Raw genomic sequence first — 26,323 nt, forward strand, 5'->3', positions numbered from 1 at the left:
GAACTGAAGTCGAAGGTCGGCCGGCACCACACAACAGATTGGGCTATTTCATCTATTCGGCCGACGCGCTGGATGTGATCTCGCCGGGCCAGCAGATCGACGCCAACATGCTGAAATCGTAATATTGCCTCTAGCCATCTAGCTGAGGCGTCGGCGACGTAGTTCGGATAGTCGCGGATCAGCACGCGTCTCTGGTGCCTCCGACAAAACATCTAGGGTATCTTCGATCTTGTATGGCCACTGCGTTGCATCCTCGGCGAGGATAGCCCACAGCAGATCGAGCATCGCCGCCGGATAGATCGAGGCAGGATGTTTCTCTGCTTCCTCTCGCAGCATGAACCCGCGCAGCATACCGCCGCGCACCGGGACGAGCCGGGGCAGGATCGCTTCGACGACTTGCGGGAAAAAGTCGCCGCTCGCCAAAGCAAGGTCGACTAGGCGCGTCGACATTTCTGGTGTGCGGACGGCGCGATGGTTTGGCCAAACGTCCTTCAGGAAAGGGACAAGGCGGACGCGCCATTTTCCCTCAGCATCGGCAGACCACTGTTCGATGTGCCAGAGGATCTGGCCGCGCAGGTCGTCGTCGCTCTCCACCAGAATGTCGCGCAACTCGACGCTGGTGACGAGTTGCTCGGGCGGGTTGGCATCAGGATCGCCGCCCCAACCGACGAGCAGAAAACCGCCAATAACATTGGCCTCGGCGCGTCGCCGCATCGGCGACATCGCTCGCGCCAGCAAACCGGGCTTGAGCAGCTCATATAGCTGTCGGCTCGGCGCTCGCGCCGCCCATAGGATGCCGTCCCACAGCGCATCGCCATCATCATCTTGGTTCGTGGCGATCGCCAGGAGATGCTGCCCGGTCCATTGCGGCGCAATGGCATAGAGCCAATTGATCTGGAACCCGAGGATCACCAGCGCATGCCGGCGCATGTCGCCGGGGAGCGCCAGCAATTGCTCCTGTTTGGCCGTCCACGCGAAGGGGAATTCTTCACCGTCGTCGCGTCCCTTGGTTGCCGGGTCTTTCATCAAGAGCTGGGCGAGCTTACCGACCGGGGCGTTGAGCGCGTCGTTCGCCCAGCTGCTATCGACGCGGTGCTTACGGTTCTCCTCGCGAAGCGGGAGGGCCGCAAGGAGCGGCTCCCACATACAGTCCAGCAATGGGGCGAGTTCGCCATAAACCCGCTCACCGAGACCTTGCAGCCACTCGGCCACGGGATAGGCGATGGAACTGAGTGCCTCGGGCGACAGAGATGTGAGCCGCGCGGCGATCGCGTGCACGAGGCGCGGCCGGTCAGTCTTGCGGTTCTCGGCATAGAGGAACGCCGACCAGAAAGAGACCGGTATTTCAGCCTTGCGCGCCGCCTGACCAAGGGCGGCAAGTGCACGAGCAGGCTTTGCTTCCGAGAGACCGGTGAAAGGACGGCGCTCAACGAAATCGAAGAAATCCGATTGGCCGGCCTGGCGCGCTCGCTCGAGGAGATCGCTGATCGGCCCGTGCTCCAGCGCGCTCGGATCGGCGTCGGTGTCGACGCTGCTTGCAACCGGCGCATTAGAGTCCGCGGCTTTCTGGCCCGAACGCTCAGACCAGCCCTCAGCCAGCGGGCGGAGAGCCGCGATCTCGGTATCGATATCAAACGAGAAAACCACCCCCTGACTTGCCAGCCAATGCAGGCGGTCGAGGCGACGATAGGCTTCAACGCGCGCCTTGCCACCGCGCGCACTCTCCGACCAAGGGAAGGCGGTGGTGCGCAGCCGCTCCTCGAAGCGCGCGCGATCGGCCTCCGAAAAGTCATTCCAGCGATCGCGGATCGCGAAGAGCAGATCGCGCTGCTGCTCCGATCCCCAGAAGATGTCGTTGGGAAACCCCAGCAGGATGTCCGCGGCTTCGGCTGGCGGCGTGATCTGCACGCCGGCCGCCCAGATGCGCAACCTCCCGAAAATATAGTGATCCTGGGCAGGCCACCGCACGATCTCCGCCCGCGCCACCGCCGGCGCGACCTCGACCAGACGGCCCATCAACTGCTGGAACAGCGCGATCGGGCCAGTGACCCCGTAACTGTCATAGGCGATCGGCGCACCGCCATCGTCGGGACGCGTCGATTGCAAGTAAACATGGTCGCGGCCAGAAATCTCGGCCTCAAGCGAGCGGGCAAGGTCGAGATTCTCGCGGAAGCGGGTGACGGCATAGGTCAGTTGCTCGTCAGGTATGGCGAGCAGTTCATAGGGGTGCGGATAGTGGACGTCGACCGAGAGCAACGGGCTGGGTCGGTCGGTGTCGGTCCATGAGACGGGATGGCGAAGGCCGAACTTGCGCTCGATCTTGAGCTGCGGCCGGAACAGGTCGGCATAGTCGCGAACCCGCACCTCAGACCAGCCCTCGTGTTGAACGCGATGGGAGAGATCGAAATAGGCCTGGTTAGGGTCAACGCGGCGGTCAGACCAACTCGCTATCAGGAAGCGCCAGCCCCTTCGAACGTCGTCGGGCCAGCGATCTGGATCCTGCCGCAGCCAAGCCTTGATCATATCGACGATGTGAGGGTGCAGCGGGCCGCGGCCGGCCACCCACCAGAGTGCGATCGGTTGATGTGCAATGCGCTGGAACCAGATTCCGAGATGATTTAGCCGTGTGCTGAGTGCGCCGCTGACCGGCGCGCGCTCGCCGCTGAAGTCGCCGAAGCTCGGATTCTGCGTGTCGTCCTGGTCGTGTTGTGTCTGCGCGAAACCGTCCCAAGGGCCGTCCGGGATCGCGCGGTCGCGCAGCACATCGTCGTCTCCCTCGTCGGGCTGCGGCGGCATGTCGAAATCAAATGAGAGGCTGGCATAAGGATCGATGCGCTCGGTCGACTCGCCATAGGGATCGGCGAGGCCGGGCTTGTCGAAACGTTGTCTTGGATCGAGCGCGAGCAGCCACGAAGCGGGTAGCGGCACGTCTGCGACGCTTGCTCGCCGGGCACCTTCGCGTGTCGAAAGGACGTGAGCGATCTGCCCGCGAACATGCGGATCAAGTGCTGCCGGGCCGGCGGCGGCTGTCGCAAGTAGATTGGCATACCAGCCCTCTACATCGCGTGCGCGCTCCGCCAAGCGGCGAGGCTGCCCCAGAGCGGATCGAAACTCTTGCTGTTGTCAAACGGGATCGCGCGGACGCCGCGATGCTCCCAGAGCGCCGCGTCGTCGATGTTGCTGCCCGGCTGGAATGCGAACAGCCGACTGCGGTTGCCGGCGTGCAGGTTGAGCGCCTCGAGCAAATACTGGACGGGCGGATCGTCGGCGGCATAGCCGACGAAGACGATCTGGAAACGTGCAAGCAGCGACTGCATGAACCGCGTGGCCCAGCCATCCGACAAATAGGCGCGACCGAAGTCTGCGCTCGAGACGATAAATTCCTCGTCACCCGGCCCGGTGTAGTCGGCATTGACGCGGCCGTGGAGATGAATGATCCCCTCGAAGGATGCGCTGCGCGGATTGGGCAACATCGGAGGCCCCGAGCAGGCGATCCCATCGACGGATTGCTCGAACAGCCGGTCGAAATTGGTCGTGACTAGCCGCACCGTGCCATCCCTTCCGCGGGATAAGTCGATCAAGGTGCGGTGGGCGCTCAGGTCGGCGCCGTCGGCAGGACGTATCGCCCGCGCGACCGCCGCCTGGACGTCCTTCTGCTCGAACTCACGTTCGAGCAGGCTGAAGATGCGGTCGGTAGCAACAAGCCCTCCGACGCCATCCATCGGACCGATTTCGCGAATGCGCTGAAATAGCTTGCGAGCGAGACTCTTCTCGCCGGCGCCGAGCAGGTCGATCACATCGCCGCCGAGTTTGAGAAAATCGGGTAGCCCGGCGCGATGTCGTGATACACCTGCCCCGCAGAAGAAGATGACGTCGCCGGCGTCGCGCGCGATCAGTAGATCATCCGGGATCGAAGGACCGTTGGAAAGAAATCGCATGGCCCTAAATATCTCGCGGCGGCAGAATCTACATACACGGAATACTTCAGGTTGCCATCGAAAATGCTAGTCTAGCGGCAGATCCCGACGACGATCGGCCGAAGGCGCAAGCCGCGCTGGTCGGCTGTTACAAGGGCTGATCCGGCTCGACGCCTACGCGACCGCAGCACTGCTCGTCCAGAAGCCGTGAAGCCTGCTCGCTTGGCCAGCTTATAGACACTCGGGTCGCTCAGACGTCTCCCTGCCGATGCACCAATCGTAGCTTCAGCGCAGGTCCCTTCCAGGCTCGAAGAACCTCCTCAACGTGAGGCGCAATGAAGTCCGCGCCTCCTCGCGCGTCATCACCTTGGATCGAAGCAGTTCGTTATGGTCGGTAAATCTACGCGATCGACGCTAACGACGGCGGCTAGCTCATTAGAGGGCTTGAGACCGGATGACTAACCAGGAGCGCAGCGCACCACGGCGCTCTCTGGCACCCCTGGCGGCATGGTGAGCGACTCCGGCGCCCTGCGACCGCTGCAGTCTTGTGACAACCCGTAAATCCCAAGACATCGGTTAGTCCGTGGCCTTCTGCCGATCCTTAAAGACGATGCGCCGTGAATGAACGGTCATTGAGAACGAGATCGGGTGAGAGAACCGTCGGGAACGGATCGCAGTAGTTAGGACTTCCAACCGCGGAAACGGGCTATCAAGGCATCCTGCCCAGGTCTCGCATATCTCCCGAGCACCTGCACTCGGCCCACGTAAATACATCTATTTATGTGTGGCCTATCAGAGCCTTAGAAGGAAAGCGATCGTGGAACTGAGCAGGACGTGAAATAGGTTCCTGACGGTATCGAGGTTCGTAGCATCCGAGCATCTTACCTTCGACCCTCTCAGCCCGGCTTCTTCTGCCCAACAAAGCTCGCTGATCTCAGCCGAAGTTGACAACTTCCCAGAAATTGGATTTCCGGCGACTTCTGTCAACTTGAGGTAAACTTAATGTAATGCATTCTCTTACCGGCCTAAGAGAACGCAAGTTCTAGTTGACAGAGTTGGGTGCGGATCTGACACCATTCAGACAATCAAGTTGACAATGTCAACATCGAATCTATTTGGTGAGTGCAGATATCAGCTGTGCGCTACGGGAGGCTACCCGGTGGAGGGTTCGAACCTCCGACCCCTGCCATGTTTAGATGACAATGCTCTCCCACTGAGCTAACCGGGATGCAGAATTTTGTTGTCCTGGTTCGGCCTTGTCAAGTTGGATTTTGCTGAAGCGGTCCAGCCTTCTGCCCAATCATCTTTAGCACAGCCTTCAAATAGGCTTCGCTTTTTGTCGGCGTCGCCAAGCCAAAAAGCTCGCGCCCAACCGATGAGAGTGGATTCGCTTTGAAAGCGACCTCGTCAGTAACTTGAAAAGCGTTATCGAAATAAGTGAACCACGCACCTGTTTCGACCTCGTAACTTCGTGAGCCGAGATTGACTAATCCAAAGTCCGAAAGTTCCACAAGATCATCGAACTTTAATCCTCCCATTCGAAGATATTCATCCGTTCCCCGGTCAAGCCGGATGGAGAGTAACGAAGCCTCGCTGGCGTCGCGCGGTGCGTCTGTTACCAAGAAAACCAAGCCACACAGCCTCGTGAAAAGCATCGCCTGCCGGCGCGAAAGATCTTGAACAACGCGCAAGGTCTTCAGAGAGAACGCCCCCGGCCTTTCCAGCTTTCCCGCGAAAATTTGTGCCCAAAGGCCCTGTAGCTCGTCGTCCGACACTTTTTGAGCATATGCACTGAATGTATCCACCCAGGTCTGATCAGGAGGAGCCTCCACATCATCCAACTTCCGGAGATACGGGAGAGATTTTTCAACCACCTTTCTGATGTTTCGCTCGAAGCGCGCATCACGTTCCGGATTTCGGGACTGGCTGAAAAATTCCTTGGCTTCGTCCGAATCTACTTCGGCCGTAAGTTGCCCGGACAGAACCTTGCGCGTGATGCTAGCGTATATCTCTTCGACCGAGTGTGAAGGTTTGATATTCGAGATCATGCCGTCGAGCAGTGTTTCAACCAGGACCTGAACGACTTCATCACTCAGGTCGAGGAGATCGCGCTTCTTACCCAGCGCTGGCACCGTAGCCGCGCCGTGATCTACGAGCTCATCGACCTCCACACCCAGCACTTTGGCGATGCTCGCAAGCTTTTCATAGCTGGTTCTTGTTCCGTAGCGGATATTGAAGAAGTTGCGGGTTGTGACGGCGACGAAGGGGTTAGGCAGCTCGGTCGTCTTAAGAGCAATTGCATCATAGGGCACGGTTGCCTGCTTGTTCCGGCGATAACTCTCAATCGCTCTGTCAAGGGCGCTCGTGTCGGGCTTCACATGTGTCACCGCACATCCCTACGAAATGGTTCGTCGTCGATCCATGAGATCTGCTCCTACGCCGCAGAACACCATTGCCGCTTCTACGGAACAAGCAATCGGAAGTCTATCGGAAGTCCATCGGCGCTGCCGACCGACGGCCGTCTGACGACATTTCATTGCAGTCCGCTCCCTGTCATCTTCGACATCAGAGATCGGGCCCGGTCTCCTTTCAACCTCGAAAGGAAGACCAATGATCAGGATGAAACAATTCGCTGCGGCGATCGCGCTTTGCGTGAGCCTCGGCATCACCACCTTCCAATATCCGGACGCAGGTGTCGCCAACACATCTGGGAATGCTATTGCAAGCCGAGCAGCGCACTTGAGTGGCAAGACGCTCAAATCGGATCTCAAGTTGTCGGCCAAGCAGGCCAAGGCAATGAAGCTCGTCGAGGAGATCGCCAAAGAACACGGGATCGATGCCGCCGAGCTCGCAGCGGAGGTTTGGATCGAAAGTCGGTTGAACCCGCAGGCCAAGAACCCCTACAGCTCGGCATCCGGTTTGTGCCAGTTCATTTCCTCGACCGCGAAGGCATACGGCCTGACCAATGCGTTCGATGCCCGTGCGAACCTCGTGGCGTGCGTGCGTTTGTGGAAGGCCAATGCGCGCTACTTCGAGCGCCGCGTTGGGCAGAAGCCTTCCGGCAGCATGCAGTATCTTATGCACCAGCAGGGCGCGAAGGTCGCCGTCGACATGTTCCTTGCGGGTAACAAGCTCGCCAAGACTGTGACGTCCCGCAAAGCGATCGCCTTGAACTTGCCCGGCAAGAACCCGGACACCGCGAAAGCGCGAGAGTTCGTTGAATTTTGGGCTGTGAGGTTTGACCGTTCGCTCGCCAATTTTGTCTACGAGTGACCGGCCGAAAGCGGGAGGCCCAGAAGCCGGGCCTCCTCCTCGTTGGTTGTCATTGGCGTTGGACGACGCTGCGACCATTAGCGAATGCAAATCAGTTCAGCGCTGTGGCGACAAACGGGAGACCAATCGATCTCCCGAATTCTTCCGGGCGACCACCTATTGGCCTTCGACGAGAGGATCCCCCATAGTCGCAAAGGCTACCATTCTAACTGTTGAGCAAATGCACGCTCGACCCTCCTGCCGGTCCCATAGAGAGCGGTGCATTGGTGAAATTTTTGCTCCGGCAACAAAAGGCATCCCCTAGATCTCGCCATGGAAAACCTAGGACTTTCCATCTGTGGGGTTCATCCCGTTTCGCAAATAAAGTCGATTGGTTCCCCGAAAACCGGGTGGGCGTCACAGCAGATCAACCGAGGCACCTGCGATCGTTGGCGCCACGGTTCTCAGTTGTCTCGAATAGGAGCGGCACCCACATCCACCTACCCTCACCCGCACATCATCAACGGCGCGGGAGCGACCGCCGGCGGGCGAGGTTTCGAACCAAGCGTCAATAGACCACTCACACAGCAGCTGTCATCGACCAGGGTATGGTCCGAGCTTTCCGAACATCGCGCGCAAAATCCTTGCGCGCACGACAGTTAGGGGCGGGTCGGTCTTGTCGGAGGCTTTGCGAAGGACCTCGATCCAACAAACCTCGTTCGGGCTCAGGACAGTTCCGAAGATCTGCTTGATCGCCACAAGCGCGCTACGCTTATGGTATTGTTCGAGTGCCAAGAGGAAAAGTCGCGCTCCGTCGCACTCTAGCGCTCCAGCAAGCGCTGGCACGCGATCCAAGGGAACTTTCGCGGCACCCGACTTTATCATGGAGAGAAAATTAACGTTGGTGAACCCAGCTTCAGCCGCAATGTCTTTCTGGCTCTTTCTCCCTTTTAGCTGATCGATGCGGCCATCTATGAACTTCGCGATTTCCGTATTCGCATTTGGACGACCAGGGGATGTATTCATTTCGCTTCTCGCTTCATCTAAATAAGATCTTCTATGTCTTATATGTAGCGAGAATATAACGGGGTTTTTTATATATAACTCAGAAAAACGCATAAATTACATCAGTATAGATCGATCCTCTTGCCTTCCGCAACTGACCATCGATCGAAACGCCGTGCAAGCGGGCCTCGTTCCAGAATCGGGCGCGCACCGTGTAGCTTGCCGGCGTCATCATGTGGCAATCTTGGAAGTCTCCAATCATGATCAACTGACGTCGATCTGCCGTCAGCCAATGCGCCTCTTGGGGCCAGACGCTCACAGGCTGGGCGCGAGAACCTGCGAGATCAATCTGGAGACATCCGACGACGCATATCTTTTTGACAAGAAGCACCAGATGCCTGCCAGCCAGATTGTCCCGGCTTTGATCGAGCAACTGCCGTCAACTGAATAAAAGAAGGCTTCCCCACCCTTTGTCTTCGAAAATCAGGCCTGATTTTCAAAGTAACTTTCTAGTCCGCATCTCGATGAATATTTTCGTTTGATCTGAGTGACAACGAAACGAGAACCTTGAATTGAAGTATCCAGAAACGCCAGTCGAAACAGGTTTCCTTTGCCGGAAAATCGTGCATTCTTGGTTGGGCTATGGGGGAAGGAACTTGGGTGGAGAAGGGCATATCGACTCTGTCTCGTCTGGACGATAGGCAGCTCGGCGAAGTTTTCCAACAACGGCGTCATGATCCGCAATTTCTGGACTCGCTCATTCGGGAGCTGAACCAGCGGGAAAGTGATGAGGCGTTTGATCTTCAGTGCGAGGTGGTGTTAGCGCGCCGCGCCTTTGCACGTGTTGCACCGTCGACGGAAGGTGAACACAGGCTACGGCGGTCAGGCCCGGTGCGGGATTGGCTCCGAGCTTTCCTGGCCGCAAGGAATATTGTGAGACCAGACGGGCGAGAGCTTTATCGCTACCGCATGGCCGACAGCGAATATGACGAGGCCAAGAGGATCCTGCGTCACCTGGCGCGGGAGGGGCGACTAGCCCAGCCGGACGATCGTGCTGGCGCCCTATTCGTCGCTTATTGTGGCGAGTGGTTTCGCCGCGAGTCGGTTTCGACTTTTCTCAGATGGAACGACCCTGAGCCAGACCTGTTTCCGACATTCCCCGATTCCGCCAAGCGCGAGTTGACCGGCCGCGGCCTGACATACTGGCAACGTAAGCTGCGCACGAGCGGGTCAAACCGTGAATTCTTGCTGACGGTAGCACTCGAGGGGGGCTTTCCGGTTGGTATTCTTGCCAATGGGGCGCGAGGCTGGCTCAAAGAATATCTGCGTTCCATCATGCGCCGAGCGATCGCCTACAGAGTGGACACTCCCGACGAGATTCTTTCGATCGCCGAAGAAGAACGGGGGCGAATGCGCAAGAGCTATCAACATGATGACTTTGTCGCGTTGTGTTCCGAGCTGGTTAAGAGCCTTCTCGATCTGCGGCAAAGGGCGGAGGCCGGGGGGGACCGCAAGATCCGCAATTCTGCGTTCCTCGATATCAAGGACCCTGGCTGGCGGGAACGTCTGCCGATATACGTTCCAGCCGAAAACGAAGCCCTCGTCGCCGAGTTGTTGACGGGCCTGCTCGACGAGAAGATGACCGGACTCTCCACCGAGGGAGTGGAGGCGAAACGATATCTGGTCAGACTTGACGGCCAATGGCTTCCGGCACTTCAGTTGTTGGCCGACGGCGAAATTCCGCCCTTAAAACTACCGAGCTTGTCGGCGAACGGTCGAGTCCGCGCAATTCCCACGGGCGAGCTCGGCAACCATCTCTCTGGTGAACTGGCGCTACTTGAGCCGCCAGTCGGGGAACAGCGACGCTGGCGCGTGCGGCCATTCACGCGAACCGCCAAGCTCTTGAAGAATTTTCCGTTCACATCCCCCGTCACAGCAACGCTAACCTCACCAGAAGGAGTTCCCTGTTCATGGACTTGGCCGCGGGGCGAGCCGCTGCGTTCAGACGTGTTGGTCTTCCGGGATGACGAGGGATCAACCCCAAACGAACCACTTATTCGTTTCCTTCAATCGGGTTCGGTAAGTTCCCCTATCAAGACTCTCTATGTCCTATTTCCAGACGATTGGACGGTTGAGCCCAAGTCGGAAGATGCGATCGCTGCAATCGAAAGCCTGCCCGCACTCGGCCGTAAGCTCGCCTGCCTGACAGGTGCTGCGTTTTTTCGTGGTGGAGAAAGCGATTCGGTCCGCTTCAGAGTTGAGCCAGACACGGAGAGTCGCGAACAAGAGCTGGAACTTTCATTTGTTTCGTCACCCGGTTTCGACCTCGCAGACGACCGATGCGAACTTGCCGTAGCCCCGCTTAACCCGCTCATCCGAGACAGAGGAAAGCAGAGGACGCCACATGTTGGTGAACTATTTTCCAGGCGGCCGGAGGGGAAATGGGCGCCATTGTCCGGACGTATGGATGGCGCGGGGCTGATAGAACTTTCATGGCGCGATCCGGAGGCTGGTATCCAGCTCGAGAAACGGTTGATTGCGCTCATTCCGAGCGGTGCTCGCGTAACCGGAACGATGAGGGATGCCCAGAGCGGCGAAATCCGGCTCGAAGCGCTACCGGACTGGACCGCCTCGGTCGAACATACTTCCTGTATGGTCGAACAGACCGATGCATGCACTCTATCGTTCAGGTTCAGTGGACGCCCGGCATATCGCCTCCCGATCATACTTCGCCCGCCGGCTGGGCAGCCATTTGAGATCATCGTCCCCCTGGTCGGTCGTGACGCTGCGATAGCGTTGGCCGACGGCTCCATTCTCGGGCCCGGCTCCATGGTCAGTCTTGGCGCGCTTCGTGGCGCGAGCGCCATATCGCCGCGCAGGACAATCGTTCATCTTGGAGCCAAGGGTTCAAAATCAATCGGACTGAGCGCTGCCGTAGATGGCGAACTGCCCATCGGGGTGCTGAGAAGCGCCATTGAAGAGACGCTTGCAACCCTGCCTGGTCAGGACGATATCGTGGAACTCGATTTCATCGGCGACACGCATCCGCCAATCCGCATCAGTCGCTATCGCCATGAGCAACTCAAGCTCGATGCCGGCATACTTCATTGGTCCGAGCCGCCTCTTGCGACCCGTGTCCTTCCCGTGGCCAGGATGATACTTGATCCACGCCACGAGCATGCTCTTGAACGCGAAGCCCAGGGATTCTGGCGCATTCCCGAAAGCTGCAAAGGCCTCTGCCTTGTTTATCTGCGGGACGGAGTGGATGTTGTATCGAGACCGGTCCCCGTTCCGCTCCCTGGATCTCCCAACGCCTATTCCGGGGGCCTTGCATCCGCCCTCTCAATTACCGACTACGAGGCGCGGCATGCCGCAATCAGAAATGCTCTCAGCCGCATGGGCCGCGAACGGGATGAGGCTGGAGGATTCAGCTGGCTGCTCGAAGCAACCACGAATCTGAACGGTCTCCCGGCCAGTGCTTTCGACGCGCTGAAGCTGCTGCCGTCCTGCCCGGAAGCGTTGACGGGCCTTCTGCTTAACGCCCGGGATGCAGGAGAACGCGGCATCATCTGGTCATTGCAGAACGAACTACCCTTCCTTTGGCTGGAGCTGCCGTTGTCCGCGTGGCGCGTTGCGTTTGAGGCAGATTACACGACTTTTTCCGCTGCACTCGAAACCGTATTCGGTGCGGAGAAGGCAGCGGGAGAGGCCTTAGCGCGATTGGCAATGTTGGGCGACGAAATGATCGCGTTGGAGCCTGCACTGAGATCCATTTTCAGCCTTCTCGGAATCTCCCCCGCGGGTGCGGCCGCCACACCTTCGTTCAATGAGATGACAAATGGCTACATCACCAGTCAATTTCACCGCAGTAACGAGGGACAGAATGATCTCGCCACGCGGCTCGCATCGTCTGGATTGAAGCTCCCACCCGAAATCATCGCAAAGTCCCACGAGGCGTTCGCAGGTCTGTTCGCGCCGGTCGTGCTCGCAGCGAGCGCTCAGGGAAGGCTGTCTATCGAGAGCGATCTGGCGCTGCTCGTTCGCCGAACATTGCGAGAAGACCCGACCTACGTTTCCGGCGCCTATGCCCATCTTCTGAAATTCTATGGTCACCTTTGACAATGACTCCATTTGACGTCCTGGACGAAGTGAAACGCCGCACGACCGAGGCTGTCATCGCGCAATCCGGTCTGGCGCATGAGGGACTACGACGGCATCTCCGCGGACTACTGGGTGGGAACAATCCCGAGGACGGTGCATTGATGCAGCAGGCGGTGATCGAAGGAGCTCACCCTTTCGTGACCGCCGATAAGACCATGGACGAACTGTCTGGATCGTTGCTCCATCCAGATCTGATCTCAGCGTTGGACGCACTTGCAGACAGTCACGACTACCGCTTCCCGAGGGAACGAAAGCCCTTTTTGCATCAAGTTATAGCGTGGGAGCGGCTTGCGGAAAAAGTTCCGCAATCGGTGCTGGTGACCTCGGGAACCGGCTCGGGCAAGACCGAATGCTTTCTATTCCCCATTCTTAGCGATTTGGCTGCACAAGCAGACGCTCAGCGCGAGCCGCTCGAAGGAGTGCAAGCCATTATGCTCTACCCTCTCAACGCGCTGATTGAGAGCCAGCGCGAGCGCCTCTCCGCCTGGACGAAGCCATTCTCCGGCAAGCTCCGCTATTGCCTTTACAACGGCGATCTGCCGAAGGATGCTAGGGAATCCGATCGCCGTCGCATGCCGGAGCAAATAATCGATCGGGTGCGGCTACGCGCCAGTCCGCCACCGGTGCTTGTTACCAACATCACCATGCTCGAATACATGCTCGCGCGTGCTGAGGACCAAACGATCATCGGCGCCTCGAAAGGCAAGCTGCGGTGGATCGTCCTCGACGAGGCCCATTCCCTGGTCGGTGCGGCGGCCGCCGAGATAGCGCTGCTGCTGCGGCGAGTGATGCTCGCCTTCGATGTGAAGCCAGAGGAGGTCCGCTTCGTAGCCACTTCGGCGACTATCGGATCGGGCGAAAAGGTGCGCGAGCAGCTCCAGCGCTTTCTAGCCGACGTCGCTGGCATCCCGGACAGCCGGGTGCACGTGGTCGAGGGTCGTCGTCGGATGCCAGATCGTCCAATCGGCGAGCATGCACTGACCTCTGAAGACATTCGCAGCATCGACCCGGCTCGGCTGTATGACATTTTCGGTCGTGATCCGCAGACATGGCGGCTCGTGGAGCGATTGTTCCTGGGAAGTGTGCCCCTTGCCGATTTCGATGTGCCCGCCAGTGTATATGACGCCAGCGCACCCGATCTCGTTTTCGCCATGTCCCGCGCAGCACGCAAAACTGCTGACCGCGAGGAGGAGCGCCTTGCGCCGATTCGACTTCACGCATTCGAGCGCGCCGTTCCTGGTATATGGAGCTGCATCAATTCGAAATGCCCCGACAGGCCTTCGGACTGGCCATTTGGGCGTATCTTGTCCGAGCGTGCTGACCATTGCCCGTCCTGCCACGCGCCGGTGCTGGAAATTGTGAGCTGCACCGAATGCGGCGAAGTCTATCTAGAAGGAACAGAGAGAGGCTCACGGCTCTCCTCACCGTTGCGCAACCCGCCGCGCGACGAGTTCGCCTTCGAGAGCAGCCGTGAGAATGATTCCGCCTCCGAGATTGCCGACGACATTGAGAATGAGGAGGAGCCGTCCCGAGAGGACGAAGCGGTCTTCGAGCGCGATCGTCTGTTCGCCGCTAATCCGACTCCTGCCGCTCGCGGCTTCTGGCTGGACCGGAAAGCCGGGTGGCGGGTCGCCGACGCGCCCGTGGAAGACGGCCAGTCCCTGTTGTGCGAGGAGCACGACGGGCCACGCGCTTGCCCACATTGCAGTCCTGAAGGCCGCAAGACCTCGGAAGTAATGCGTCCGCTGCGGTTCGGCGCGCCGTTTATCCTCGGCAACGCAGCGCCAATCCTCCTCGAAGGAGTAGAGCCGGCCAAGAAAGCGGAGGGAGAGAGACTGCCCTCGGACGGACGCCGCCTGCTCTCCTTCACCGACAGCCGCCAAGGCACGGCCAGGATGGCGGCCAAGCTGCAAGTCGAATCGGAGCGAAGCTTCGTCCGGGGCTTTGTCTACCACCAATTAGTTGCCTCCATGCTGCCAGAGGCCGGCGCGGAGGAGGAAGTTGCGAAGGCAGAGGCCGATATCGAGCAACTGGAGACCGCCTTTGCAGCGACGCGTTTGCCGGCGCTTGAGGGAATCCTCGGCGAGAAAAAGCGTGCGCTGGCTGAACTTACTTCGGGCAGCGTGAATGGTATTGCGTGGCCAGAGCTTGTCATGCGGCTGGCGGAGCGGGTCGAGGTCGCCGAGTGGATCAAGGCTGTTTGGCAAGCGCGTGACGAAGCGCTCTTCTCGGATGCCGAGAAGATCGCTGAGTTCTTGCTGCTTCGCGAATTCTCGCGGCGGCCCAGGCGCGCCAATTCGATGGAAACATTGGGTATGGCACGGCTGCGCAACCCTATGATCGATCGGCTCACAGAAATCCCTGGCGCGTTCCGGCGCAGGGGAAAGACCATCGAAGATTGGCGGGGCTACCTCGACGCTGTGCTTACTTTCTTCGTCCGTGCCAACGGCGCAGTTTCCATTTCGCGACAGCTGCAGCATTGGATATCGTCGAAGGCGAAGCTGAAATCAATGATCGGCCCAGATGAGCAGACCAACCGCGACAAGAGGCTACAGGCTTGGCCGAATGGCTATTTTCGTGCCCACCCGCGATCGCGGCCGGTAGCCCTTCTTCTTCAAGGCCTGGGGCTCGATCTGAGCAACGCAGCCGACAGGGCGGACCTTGACGAGTGCTTGTCGGTAGCCTGGAGACAGGTCCAGCCTACGTTTTCCCCCGACCCGGAACGCCGCGTCTTCGACTTCTCCAAAACCTTCGTTTCGCCCGTTCTAGCCGCGTTCTATTGCCCGGTGACGCGTCGCATTCTCGATGCTGCGCCGTTTGGCCTTACGCCCTACGGGTTGGAGGAGAAACCAGAAGGACGCCGACGCGCTATTCCTGTCGCCATGCCGCGACATCCCGAACCGTTGCTTGGGCAGAATGACATGAGCCAGGCACGGCAAAACATTCGCAAGTGGATCGATTCCGATGCACTCATAGCCGATCTGCGAGACCGCGGCTCGTGGACGAACATTTCTGATCGGATCGCTCTCTTTGGCGACTATGCGCGTTCCGCCGAGCATTCGGCCCAGCAGGATAGCGGTCGGCTCCGCCGCTACGAGCGGGATTTCAAGGCCGGCAAGATCAATATTCTCAACTGCTCCACCACAATGGAAATGGGCGTCGATATCGGTTCGGTCTCGTCGGTGATGATGACCAATGTGCCGCCATCCATAGCCAATTACCGGCAGCGCGTCGGTCGCGCCGGACGCCGTGGCCAGGCCGTGGCTCTGGCATTCACGTTCTGCAAGGATCGACCGCTCGACCGTGAGGCGTTCCGCGATCCACACAGCTTCCTCGGCCGGACCCTTTCGGCACCAACGGTGACGTTAAGCAGCAGGCCGATCGTGCAGCGTCACGTGAACGCTTTCCTCCTTGGTGCCTTCATGCGCGAGCGTGCCGGCGACTCGCTGAAGATGCAAATCGGCGCCTTCCTAGGTTGCCCGGCGGAACTGACAGTGGCTCGACCGCTGAAAGTGGACCGGCCGGTCGAGGCTTTCGTCGAATGGCTTGAGCGTCCCGCGGTGGCCGCCGCCCACAAGGGCAGCCTATCGACGCTCACGATGCGTTCGATCCTCGAAGGCGACCAAACGCTTATCGAAGATACCCAGAATCTTATCGTCGACCTCACGAAAGGTTTCGTTGCCGAATGGGAGGGCTTGGTGGCTCTCGCGAAGGACGAGGGGATGAAAGAAGCTGGCAAATCGCGCATGAGCATCGAGCTCAAGCGGATGTGTGGTGAGTTCCTGCTGAGCGGCCTGGCTGATCGAGGATTTTTGCCCGGCCACGGCTTTCCCACTGACGTGGTTTCCTTCATCCCGGGAAAGGAATTCAAATCACCGGAAGACGCCCCTCAGGACGGGTCGCGCCAGTTTCGGACTGTCGGCCCCCAGCGGTCACTCGACCTCGCGATCCGAGACTATGCCCCAGGGTCGGAAGTCGTGTTGGACGGCCTTGTCCACAAATCCGCCGGCGTAACTCTGAATTGGAAGCGTCCCGCGAGCGAAGAGAACCTGGCGGAGATACAGAGTCTACGCCATCACTGGCAATGCGCGGAATGCGGAGCGAGCGATACCAGACGCGGCGGCGGTCCGGAACGTTGTCAAGCTTGCGGTGCCGAGCGCCCAAACAGTATCGAGTTCCTGCGCCCAGCCGGCTTCTCCGTCGATCCGAGGGAGAGCGCGCATGCCGATACGGACACACTTTCGTATGTTCCGCCAGAAGACCCAGTCGTGTCAACGCGCGACATGGTTTGGCGGAGCCTGCCGGTTCCCGAACTGGGTCGCTATCGATGCAGCAGGGAAGGCCTCGTCTACTACTCCAATAGGGGTGGCCCAAATGGGTTCGGCTATGCGGTCTGCCTGCATTGCGGTCGGGCGGAGGTCGATACCGACAATCGTGGCCTGGCGACGCCATCACCGGCGCTGGTGGACCACAAGCCGCTTCGTTACCGCCAGGGACAGGACATATGTCCGGGCAGTGACAAGCCCTTTAGCATCAAGCGAAACATCTCGCTCGGGCACGAAATAACCACCGACGTTTTCGAACTGCAGCCGCGGCACCCTCTACGCCGCGCGGGTGCAAATGCGCTTGTGATCGCCCTGCGCGAAGCACTAGCCCAGGAACTTGGCGTTGAGGCCGACGAGATGGGTTTTGCCGTCGCAGAAAGCCGCAACGTTCTCGGAGCTCCCACCGCCTCCCTGTTCCTGTTCGACCGGGCGACGGGTGGGGCTGGCTTCGCGGTGTCATTCGAGCATCTTATGCGGGCAACCATTCGCCGCGCCGAGCAAATCCTGGATTGCAAAACGCCCGGTTGCGAAAAGGCCTGCGCGGCCTGCGTGCTTACCTCAGATGCGCCCGATGGGAAGGACGATCTCGACCGCAAGGCTGCGCTCGATTTCGTTCGCGGCCATCTCATGTTCCCCAAAGAGCTTGATCCGGTTGATTGCTTTGTGGAAAGCGCCGAACTGTCTCTATCTCCAGTGGACGAAATCGCACGGGAACTTCGTCGGTCAGCCCGCTCGATTACGACTGTCTATCTCCCCGAACGTAGCGTCTCGGCAGATATGCAGGATTGGGCACTCGCTGGGCAGTTCCTACGTTGGACGATGGGGGGGCATACGGTGAGATTGGCTATCGCCCCTTTGGCCATGGAGAAGCTGAGCCCAGCAGAAAAACTCGCGGTTCGGGATTTCGCCCTGCAGCACAACATTGAGCTGATTTCGGCAGAAGCGCCGGTTTTCGCAAACGGCGCATCTGCGCTAGCAACGATCGGGGAAGGTGTTTCGAGCCACGTCTGGGCATCGCGCGAAGAGGAGACGCGCCTTCCAGGACTGCGTTGGGGAAGCCCGAACGCCCATCCGGTGGTTAGAGGAAAGGCCCCGGTCAGCCCGAAATTTGCGACCATCAACCCCAATGCCCTTCTCCCGGCTCCGGGTGCGCAATTTATCCAGATCGGTTCGGAACTCGACTGTGACGTCGCGTCCTTTGGCCCTCGAGCGGCCAAGATAATGATTGCGCTTCTCATAGAATGTGGCGCCTGGTCGAAGGCTGGCGTCTTAAAAGCGACCTATCAGGATTCCTATGTCTCATCTCCTCTTGTGGCGCGCCTGCTGATCGACACAATGAGCCAGATCTTTTTCCAATCTGGTGCGAAGGACGCATCCCTGATTATCGAGACCCGTGCACCGCGTAACTCCGAACAGCGTGGTCAGCCGTGGCAGATCTGGCACGATTGGCGGGAGGCAGGCGATCAGCGGGACGTGATCGAACTGCTAGGAGAACAGAGGGGTATCAGTGTATCGCTGCTTCATCGGGACGTGCCACATGGCCGCTACATATACATGGATTTCAAAGATGGAAGTCGCGCCACGATCGTGTTGGATCAGGGATTCGGAGCGTGGGCGCCGCCCAGGCAAATTCCCGTCCGGTATGATTTCGGTGGAGATAAGACCGCGCAAGCGAAGAAGCTCGCTGCTATAAACGCCGTTCTTCACAAGAATGGCGTAGGCAAGACCTATCTGGTCGCCACGCTGGCCTGAGAGAATGGCGGTCGACTCGGGATTGCCTTGCGAGCGGATCTTGGCCAGCAAAGAATTGTTGTAGATACTCGAACTGAGTATGACTTGCAGGGGGGCGGGTGAACCATTGAACAGCTTCTACGAGCGGCCGATTCTGAACTCGCCTTATCGCGCGCCGGAATTGCACCACCCCCTCGACAAGAATGGCCAACCGCTTAGCAGTGAGCCGAGGCACGGGCGTCGTCCTTCCCGCTTCATCGTTCCTGTTCCGGCCTCGCGAAAAAAAGCGTCAGCCGGTCAGGCGTCGCTCGACCTAGAAAGCTACACCGAGAACGCGCTGATCAACGAGATCCGCGGCTATCTCGACAGGTGGCGTGTGCTTCGCAACCCCGCCGACTGGGGTGTCACGGGAACGACGCAACGGCTGCTTGAGCATTGGCGCCATCATAAATTCAATGGGCCGATACCATTCTTTTGCCAGCTTGAAGCCGTCGAGACGATCATCTGGCTGACCGAGGTCGCTCCGAAGCGGGCTGCGTCGAAGGGACTCCTGGATCAGATCGCCAAAGCCAATGAGGAGGCCAACCCGGCGCTCTTCCGTCTTGCCATGAAGATGGCGACGGGCAGCGGCAAGACGACCGTGATGGCCATGCTGATCGCCTGGCAGGCGGTGAATGCGGCTCGGAAGGATTCGAAGGATTTCTCCCGCGCCTTCCTGATCATCACTCCGGGCATCACCATCCGCGACCGACTCCGTGTGCTGCTGCCTAGCGAGCCGGACAATTACTACGAGACCCGCGAGATCGTGCCGCCGGAAATGCTACCGGAGATCCGCCGCGCTGAGATCGTGATCACCAACTACCATGCCTTCCAGCACCGCGAGACGCTCGCCTTGCCCAAGGTCGCGCGCAGCTTCCTGCAAGGCAATGCGCCCGAGCCGCTCAAGACCACCGAAACCGACGCGGAGATGCTGGAACGAGCCTGTGGCAAGCTGCTCAACTATGACCGTGTCAATGTGATCAATGACGAGGCGCACCATTGCTACCGGCACAAGGTCGGAGACAATGTCGAAGGTGCACTGACCGGCGATGACAAGAAGGAGGCAGCCGAGAACGAAGAGGCCGCGCGGCTCTGGATTAACGGCATCGAATCCCTGGGGCGCAAACTCTCGAAGGGCGTTCGCGGGGTCTACGACCTGTCAGCCACCCCCTTCTTCCTTCGCGGCTCGGGCTATCCTGAAGGTTATCTCTTCCCTTGGGTGGTGTCTGATTTCAGCCTGATGGACGCAATCGAGAGCGGCATCGTCAAGCTGCCGAGGGTGCCCGTAACCGACAACCTGGTTCAGACCGATACGGTGGTCTACCGCGACCTGTGGAAGCATATCGGCAAGGACCTACCGAAGACCGCTGCCGGCGCAAGCAAGCTCAGCCCGTTCGACCTGCCCAACATGCTGAAGACAGCGCTGAACGCGCTCTACAGCCATTATGAGGGTGAGTTCGAGCGCTGGCAGCGCGCCGGGATCGGAGTGCCGCCAGTGTTCATCGTGGTGTGCCAGAACACCGCGATCTCCAAGCTGGTGTTCGAATGGATCGCCGGCTTCGAGCGTGGCGATGTCGAGGAGGGCGAGCGCGCCGCCTTCCATGCTGGGCATCTCGAGTTGTTCCGAAATTATGACGACCAGGGCGCCCGCCTTGCCCGCCCGCGCACGCTGTTGATCGACTCCCGCCAGATCGAATCCGGCGACGCGCTGGACAAGGGGTTCCGCGACGCCGCCGGCCCGGAGATCGAGCAATTCAAGCGTGAGCTTGCCGCCCGCGTCGGCGCCGCAAGTGCGCAAGGCGAAGCGACCGAGAGTGAGCTGCTGCGAGAAGTGATGAACACCGTCGGTCGTGAAGGCCGGCTCGGCGAACAGATTCGTTGCGTCGTCTCGGTGTCGATGCTTACCGAAGGGTGGGACACAAACACTGTCACACACATCCTCGGCGTTCGCGCTTTCGGCACCCAGCTCTTGTGCGAACAGGTGGTCGGCCGCGGCCTGCGCCGCCAATCCTATGACCTCAATCCGGAGACTGGCCTGTTCGATGTCGAGTATGCCGACATCATGGGAATTCCGTTCGACTTTGCATCCTCACCGCAAGAGGCAAAGGCGACCAAGCCAAAGCCGGTCACGCGCGTTCACGCGATCAAGGAGCGGGGCGAGCTGGAGATCGTCTTTCCGCGCGTCAGTGGCTACCGCCGCGACCTGCCGTCCGAAAAGCTGGAAGCCGTATTCAGCGAGGACAGTCGGCTGGAGATCACGCCCGCCGACATCGGCCCCACGTCCGTCGTCATGGAGGGGATCGTCGGCGCCGGTGTCACGATCACGCCCCAAGTGTTGGAACGGCTGCGGCCCTCGGAGATCAGCTTCAATCTCGCCAAGCATCTGCTCTACGCCCATTTCCGCGATGACGAGGGCTTTCCCAAACAGCACCTCTTCCCGCAGATTCAACGTCTCGCGCGTCGCTGGCTCGATGAGGGCTATCTGGTCACCAAAGGCGTGCCGGTTGGCGCGATCCTCTATCAGGACCAGCTGGCCCGTGCGGCGGAGAAGATCGACATCGCGCTGACGCGTGGTGGCGATGGTCACATCCTCGCCGTCCTCGATCCCTACAATCCGAAGGGTTCCACGCGCCACGTCAACTTCATCACGTCCAAGAAATGCTGGGCGACCGGCGCGCGCCCGCCAAAGAGCCACATAAGTCATGTCGTCCTTGATTCGACTTGGGAAGAGCAGCTTGCCCTGACGCTGGAAGGGCATCCGCGTGTGATCGCCTATGCCAAGAACCAGGCGCTGGGGTTCGAGATACCCTATCTCGATGGCGGGGTTCTGCGGCGCTATCTGCCCGACTTCCTTGTCAGGCTTGATGATGGCGGCGAGGCGCCGCTCAATCTCGTGCTCGAAGTGAAGGGCATTCGCGACGAGACTGATAAAGCGAAGGCACAGACGACCCGCGACCTGTGGGTGAGTGGGGTGAATGCACTGGGCGGCTTCGGCCGCTGGGGTTTCCAGGAATTTCGGGACTGGACAGTAATGGACCAGGACTTCGCAGCCTTGGTCGAGAGACTGATGGGAGATAGCAAGTGACGACGTCGTTCAAGACCCACCCGGTCTCGCTCAAGGATCTGATGCGGGACTGCCATGAGGGCAAGTTACAGCTTCCCGATTTCCAGCGCGGTTGGGTTTGGGACCAGGATCGGATCATCGATCTGCTGGCGTCGATCTCGGAAGGATTTCCGGTAGGAGCGCTCATGACGCTTGACGCCTCCGGTGAAGTTGCCTTTGCCGTCCGTCCCGTCGAAGGCGCACCCGCGCCGCAAAAAAAGCTGGAAGCCTATCTGCTCGACGGGCAGCAGCGCATGACCTCGCTTTATCAGTCCACATCGTCGCGCAGTCCGGTGCTGACCCAAACCGCGAAGAATCGACCCGCGAAGCTGCATTTCTATTTCAGCATTCGAGACGCACTCAATCCCAACATCGCCCGGCGGGATGCGATCCTGCCCGTCCCTGAGGACCGCGTTGTGCGCGAGAATTTCGGACGAGACATAGCGCTCGATCTTTCGTCGGAGGACAAGGAGTTCGCAGCGCTCCACTTTCCGATTGATCGCATGTTCGACGCGCATATCTGGACGCAGAAGGCACTTACTTGGGCCTTTCAGGATATGGAGGCCCGCCAGGAGCACATGAATCTCATCAACGAGTTCTCCAAGCAGATCGTCAACAACTTCGCCGAATACCATCTGCCGGTGATCACGCTCGGCAAGGAAACGAGTCGCGCGGCTGTATGTCTGGTGTTCGAGAAGGTCAACACTGGCGGCAAGGCGCTCGACGCCTTTGAACTCGTTACCGCCATGTATGCTGGAGAGAAGGAGGAATTTCGCCTGCGCGATGACTGGAGGGCGCGACGCGACAGATTGGTGAAGCACTCCGTGCTCTCTAATGTCGAACCTGTCGAGTTCCTTCAGGCCATTTCGCTTCTGCATACGAAAGGACTTCGCGATACGGCCGAAGGAGCGGGCAAGGAGCCGCCTGCAATCAGTGCCAATCGCAACAGCCTGCTACAACTGCCTCTGTCGGCGTATCGGCAATATGCCGACCAGGTTGAGCGGGGTTACCTGACGGCCGCCAAGTTCCTTCATTGGCTGAAGATTTTCCGCGCGCGCGATCTTCCGTATCAGACGCAGCTCGTGCCCCTGGCTGCGATCCTCGCCCAACTCGGTGACAATTGGGAGAATGACGTCACCCGGAAAAGTTTGTCGCAGTGGTATTGGTGCGGTGTCTTCGGCGAGCTCTACGGTTCGGCGGTGGAGTCGCGCTTCGCCCTCGATATCCGAGATTTCGGCCGCTGGCTGACTGGCGGCCCGTTACCGCAAACGATCGAACGTGCTGATTTCCGCGAGGAACGTCTGCGCACATTGCGCACCCGGCTTTCCGCCGCCTACAAGGGCGTGCATGCCTTGCTCATGCAGACCGGAGCCGAGGATTTCCGGTCCGGGCAACCCTTCGATCAGATGGTTTTTTTCGACGAAAGCGTCGACATTCACCACATCTTCCCCGAAGCGTGGTGCAAGGTGCAGAAGATCAAGCCGGAAGTCTACAACAGCGCCGTCAACAAGACGCCGCTGTCTGCGCGGACGAACCGCATGATCGGCGGGGTGGCGCCTGCCGCCTATCTGGCGCGCATCGAAAAAGGAAACGACCAGAACCCGCCGATCCCCGCCGATCGCTTGCGGTCGATCCTCAAATCACATGAGATCGACGTGTCGCTCCTGGCAGCGGACTCTTTCCAAGCATTCTTTGACGACCGGCGGGCGCGCTTGCTGGCTCTTATCGAGACCGCTATGGGCAAGCCTGCCGTCCGCGAAGACGTGGCGCCGCCCGATCCGGATGACAGCTATGGCGAGGAGGAGCACGAGGCCGAGTTGATGGAAGCAGCCGAGAGCGAAGAGGTTCCCGCCTGATGGCCCGTCCGCCCAAATCCTCCTCGAAGCAGATTGACGCGCTGAAACACGATGCGGCGACGCGGAAAAACATCCCGACAGCGGAGATGGAGAGCTTTTTCCGCCGGGATGAAGATCAGTCGCCGATGCCACCGAAACATTATCCGCGCGCCCGGCCATTGGCTGCAGGCGAGGGGCGCACCAAAGAGGAGCCGAGCGTGCCTGAGCTAATCTGGAATGGGGCGCGCATCACGATCACCGACGCGCAGATGGCCGAGCTGGCCGAGACCGGAACGCTCACGCTATCCGACGCGCAACTGGTGTGGCGCGGCAAAGACCGGCAGGACTGGTCCGACCTCGTAGTCAACGTGCCGCCGCTCTACATCCAAGAGAAGATTCACCCCAAGGCGATCATCGACGATTTGAAGCGCCGCACGGCCGACAAGCGCGAGGCACAGACCGACGCTCCTGACCTGTTCGCCGACTTCAACGGTATCGAGCCCGATCAACGCGCCGAATTCTACCAGCACGACCAACATTGGTCGAACCGCATGGTCCTGGGCGACAGCCTTCAGGTGATGGCGAGCCTAGCCGAGCGCGAGAGCCTGCGCGGCAAGGTGCAATGCATCTATTTCGACCCGCCATATGGCATCAAATTCAACTCGAACTGGCAGGTCTCGACGCAGTCGCGTGATGTCACGGACAAGCAGAAGGACATATCGCGAGAGCCCGAGCAGGTGAAGGCGTTCCGCGACACCTGGAAGGACGGCATCCATTCCTACCTGACCTATCTGCGCGACCGTCTGACCGTGATGCGCGACATGCTCACGGAAAGCGGGTCGATCTTCGTGCAGATCGGCGACGAGAACGTGCACCGCGTGCGGGCGGTGATGGATGAGGTGTTCGGGGAGAACTGTGCGGTCTCGCTGATATCTGTATTCAAAACAACTACACCAAGTGCAACATTAGACAATAATCTATATTATGTAATATGGTATTGTTTTGATATAGACAGAATAAAGGTTAGAAGTGTATACAACGAAAAACCCCTAAAGGAATGGACTAGCGAGACCAAAGGAGGTTCTTGGGGTGTTACGGAGAATGATATAGACCGGCCTTTGACGCCATCCGAAAAAGCGGACCCTACGGGTCTGAGAACTTCATCCAGTGTCTATCAGCTTACGGATATGTTTTCGGCTGGTGCAGCGAAGAACCCTTTCGAGCTCTCTTTTAGACGGGAGGCGTATCGCCCACGTGGCAACTCACATTGGAAGACGACTGAAATTGGTGTCAACCGCCTTTCATTGGCCGGCAGGCTTGAGGTTCGGGGTGGACGACCCTGGTATAAACGCTACCACAAGGACTGGCCAAAGCGTCGATTGACAAACGCTTGGACTGACACGTCAGGTAAAGCCAATGAGCGTATCTACATTGTTCAAACACAGGACGGGGTTATCGAACGCTGCATACTGATGGCCACCGATCCGGGCGATCTCGTGCTCGATCCCACCTGCGGCTCGGGCACCACGGCCTATGTCGCCGAACAGTGGGGCCGGCGCTGGATCACAATGGACACGAGCCGCGTCGCGCTGGCGCTTGCGCGCACGCGCCTCATGGCGGCGCGCTACCCCTGGTATCTGCTCGCCGACAGCCGCGAAGGCCGCGCCAGGGAAGCCGCGCTCACCCAGCGACCGCCGGTAGATACGCCCGTCCACAACGATATCCGCCAGGGCTTTGTCTATGAGCGCGTGCCGCACATCACGCTCAAGTCGATCGCCAACAACCCGCTGATCGACGACATCTGGGAGAAATGGCAGGCCGTTCTGGAGCTTAGGCGGGCCGAGTTGAACCTGCTCGCAAAGAAGAATTGGGAAGAATGGGAAATCCCGCTCGACGCTGACCCTTCCTGGTCAGGCAACATCGCAGCCGTCCATAAGTCGTGGTGGGAAGAACGTATCGCCCGCCAGCGCGAAATCGACGCCAGCATCGCTGCGCGCGCCGATGTCGAATATCTTTACGACAAGCCCTACCCCGACAATGCTCGTGTCCGCGTCGCCGGGCCGTTCACGGTCGAGAGTCTTTCGCCGCACCGCGTGCTGCCCGCGAGCGAGGAGGAACTGATTGATGAGATCAATGCCGGTGAGGGCCAGCGCTCGCCTGCCGATGCCGACCTGGCGGGGCAGGACTTCTCGGCGATCGTGATCGACTATCTTAAGGCCGAGGGCGTGAAGCAGCAGGCTAGGGGCGACCGCATCACCTTCGAAAGCTTGACGCCGTGGCCAGGCAATTTCATCGGCGCGAGCGGCACCTTTATCGAAGGCGACAATGGTCCCGAGCGCCGTGCCGCGATCCTGATAGGCCCAGAATATGGCACCGTCGGTCGGCAGGATATCGTGGCGGCGGCGCGCGAGGCGGTCGACGCGCGCTTCGATGTGCTGATCGCGTGCGCCTTCAACTTCGACGCGCATTCGTCCGAGCTGGCGAGCCTTGGTAGCCTCACCATTCTTAAAGCGCGCATCAACCCCGACATGCACATGTCGGAAGAGCTGAAGAACACGGGGCGTGGCAACATGTTCGTGGTGTTCGGCGAGCAGACCTTGAAATCCTCGACGACGGCGGCCCTGAAATCCGGGTCAAGGTGAACGGCGTCGATGTGTTCGATCCCAACACCGGCGACATTCGATCGAGCGACACCAAGGGCATCGCCGCCTGGTTCATCGATACCGACTATAACGAAGAAAGCTTCTTCGTTCGCCACGCCTATTTCCTCGGCGCGAACGACCCCTACAAGAGCCTCAAGACCGCACTCCAGGCCGAGATCAACGAGGATGCCTGGGCGACTCTCTATTCCGATACCTCGCGCCCGTTTGGGCGGCCGGCGGGCGGGCGGATCGCGGTGAAGGTCATCAACCACTTCGGCGACGAGGTGATGAAGGTGTTCGGAGTGTAAGGCCG

The 26,323-nt window shown here is 59.5% G+C and carries 12 protein-coding genes; 7 read left to right on the forward strand and 5 right to left on the reverse strand.

Annotated features, from left to right (window positions below):
• Window positions 1-138 precede the first annotated feature (138 nt).
• The 3 genes from A3A9_RS0136600 to A3A9_RS0136615 all read right to left on the reverse strand — a co-directional run bounded on the left by A3A9_RS0136600 (window position 139) and on the right by A3A9_RS0136615 (window position 6,295).
• Complete coding sequence (locus A3A9_RS0136600) at window positions 139-2,796, reverse strand: hypothetical protein (RefSeq protein ID WP_152536306.1); 2,658 nt, start codon at window positions 2,794-2,796, stop codon at window positions 139-141.
• Between the two features lie 260 nt (window positions 2,797-3,056).
• Complete coding sequence (locus tag A3A9_RS0136605) at window positions 3,057-3,797, reverse strand: SIR2 family protein (RefSeq protein ID WP_161634584.1); 741 nt, start codon at window positions 3,795-3,797, stop codon at window positions 3,057-3,059.
• A gap of 1,379 nt (window positions 3,798-5,176) precedes the next feature.
• Entirely contained in the window at window positions 5,177-6,295 is a 1,119-nt protein-coding gene (locus tag A3A9_RS0136615) for a DUF2806 domain-containing protein (protein ID WP_027062851.1), read from the reverse strand.
• A gap of 232 nt (window positions 6,296-6,527) precedes the next feature.
• Here A3A9_RS0136615 and A3A9_RS42110 point away from each other — a divergent pair, with 232 nt between their 5' ends.
• Window positions 6,528-7,190, forward strand: coding sequence for a transglycosylase SLT domain-containing protein (locus A3A9_RS42110; RefSeq protein ID WP_051371539.1), 663 nt, complete (start codon window positions 6,528-6,530; stop codon window positions 7,188-7,190).
• A 573-nt stretch (window positions 7,191-7,763) separates the two neighbouring features.
• Here the strand turns inward: A3A9_RS42110 and A3A9_RS0136625 are convergent.
• Both A3A9_RS0136625 and A3A9_RS44665 read right to left on the reverse strand, forming a co-directional pair.
• Window positions 7,764-8,195 (reverse strand): hypothetical protein, encoded by a 432-nt coding sequence (locus A3A9_RS0136625; RefSeq protein WP_033839194.1) that lies wholly within the window; start codon window positions 8,193-8,195, stop codon window positions 7,764-7,766.
• A gap of 79 nt (window positions 8,196-8,274) precedes the next feature.
• On the reverse strand, window positions 8,275-8,607 hold the full coding sequence (locus tag A3A9_RS44665; RefSeq protein ID WP_152536307.1) for a hypothetical protein: 333 nt from the start codon (window positions 8,605-8,607) through the stop codon (window positions 8,275-8,277).
• Window positions 8,608-8,834: 227 nt separating this feature from the next.
• On the opposite strand from A3A9_RS44665, the gene A3A9_RS0136640 reads away from it, so the two are divergent.
• The 6 genes from A3A9_RS0136640 (at window position 8,835) to A3A9_RS46175 (ending at window position 26,318) form a co-directional block, all read left to right on the forward strand.
• The gene (locus A3A9_RS0136640; protein WP_152536308.1) at window positions 8,835-12,293 is read left to right on the forward strand and encodes an STY4851/ECs_5259 family protein; all 3,459 of its coding nucleotides are present in this window, start codon (window positions 8,835-8,837) and stop codon (window positions 12,291-12,293) included.
• A 2-nt stretch (window positions 12,294-12,295) separates the two neighbouring features.
• Window positions 12,296-18,412 (forward strand): DEAD/DEAH box helicase, encoded by a 6,117-nt coding sequence (locus A3A9_RS0136645; protein ID WP_027062854.1) that lies wholly within the window; start codon window positions 12,296-12,298, stop codon window positions 18,410-18,412.
• Between the two features lie 106 nt (window positions 18,413-18,518).
• Entirely contained in the window at window positions 18,519-21,515 is a 2,997-nt protein-coding gene (locus A3A9_RS0136650) for a BPTD_3080 family restriction endonuclease (protein ID WP_027062855.1), read from the forward strand.
• Window positions 21,512-23,389, forward strand: coding sequence for a GmrSD restriction endonuclease domain-containing protein (locus tag A3A9_RS0136655; protein WP_027062856.1), 1,878 nt, complete (start codon window positions 21,512-21,514; stop codon window positions 23,387-23,389). The genes A3A9_RS0136650 and A3A9_RS0136655 overlap by 4 nt, the downstream gene beginning before the upstream one ends.
• Entirely contained in the window at window positions 23,389-26,010 is a 2,622-nt protein-coding gene (locus tag A3A9_RS41630; RefSeq protein ID WP_245279231.1) for a site-specific DNA-methyltransferase, read from the forward strand. Before A3A9_RS0136655 ends, A3A9_RS41630 begins: the two co-directional genes overlap by 1 nt.
• Window positions 26,007-26,318, forward strand: a complete 312-nt coding sequence (locus tag A3A9_RS46175; protein WP_245279232.1) for a DNA methylase — start codon at window positions 26,007-26,009, stop codon at window positions 26,316-26,318. The genes A3A9_RS41630 and A3A9_RS46175 overlap by 4 nt, the downstream gene beginning before the upstream one ends.
• Window positions 26,319-26,323 lie beyond the last annotated feature (5 nt).

Origin of the sequence: Mesorhizobium loti CJ3sym (assembly GCF_000472785.1) — a bacterium.
GTDB classification, from domain to species: Bacteria; Pseudomonadota; Alphaproteobacteria; order Rhizobiales; family Rhizobiaceae; genus Mesorhizobium; species Mesorhizobium loti_E.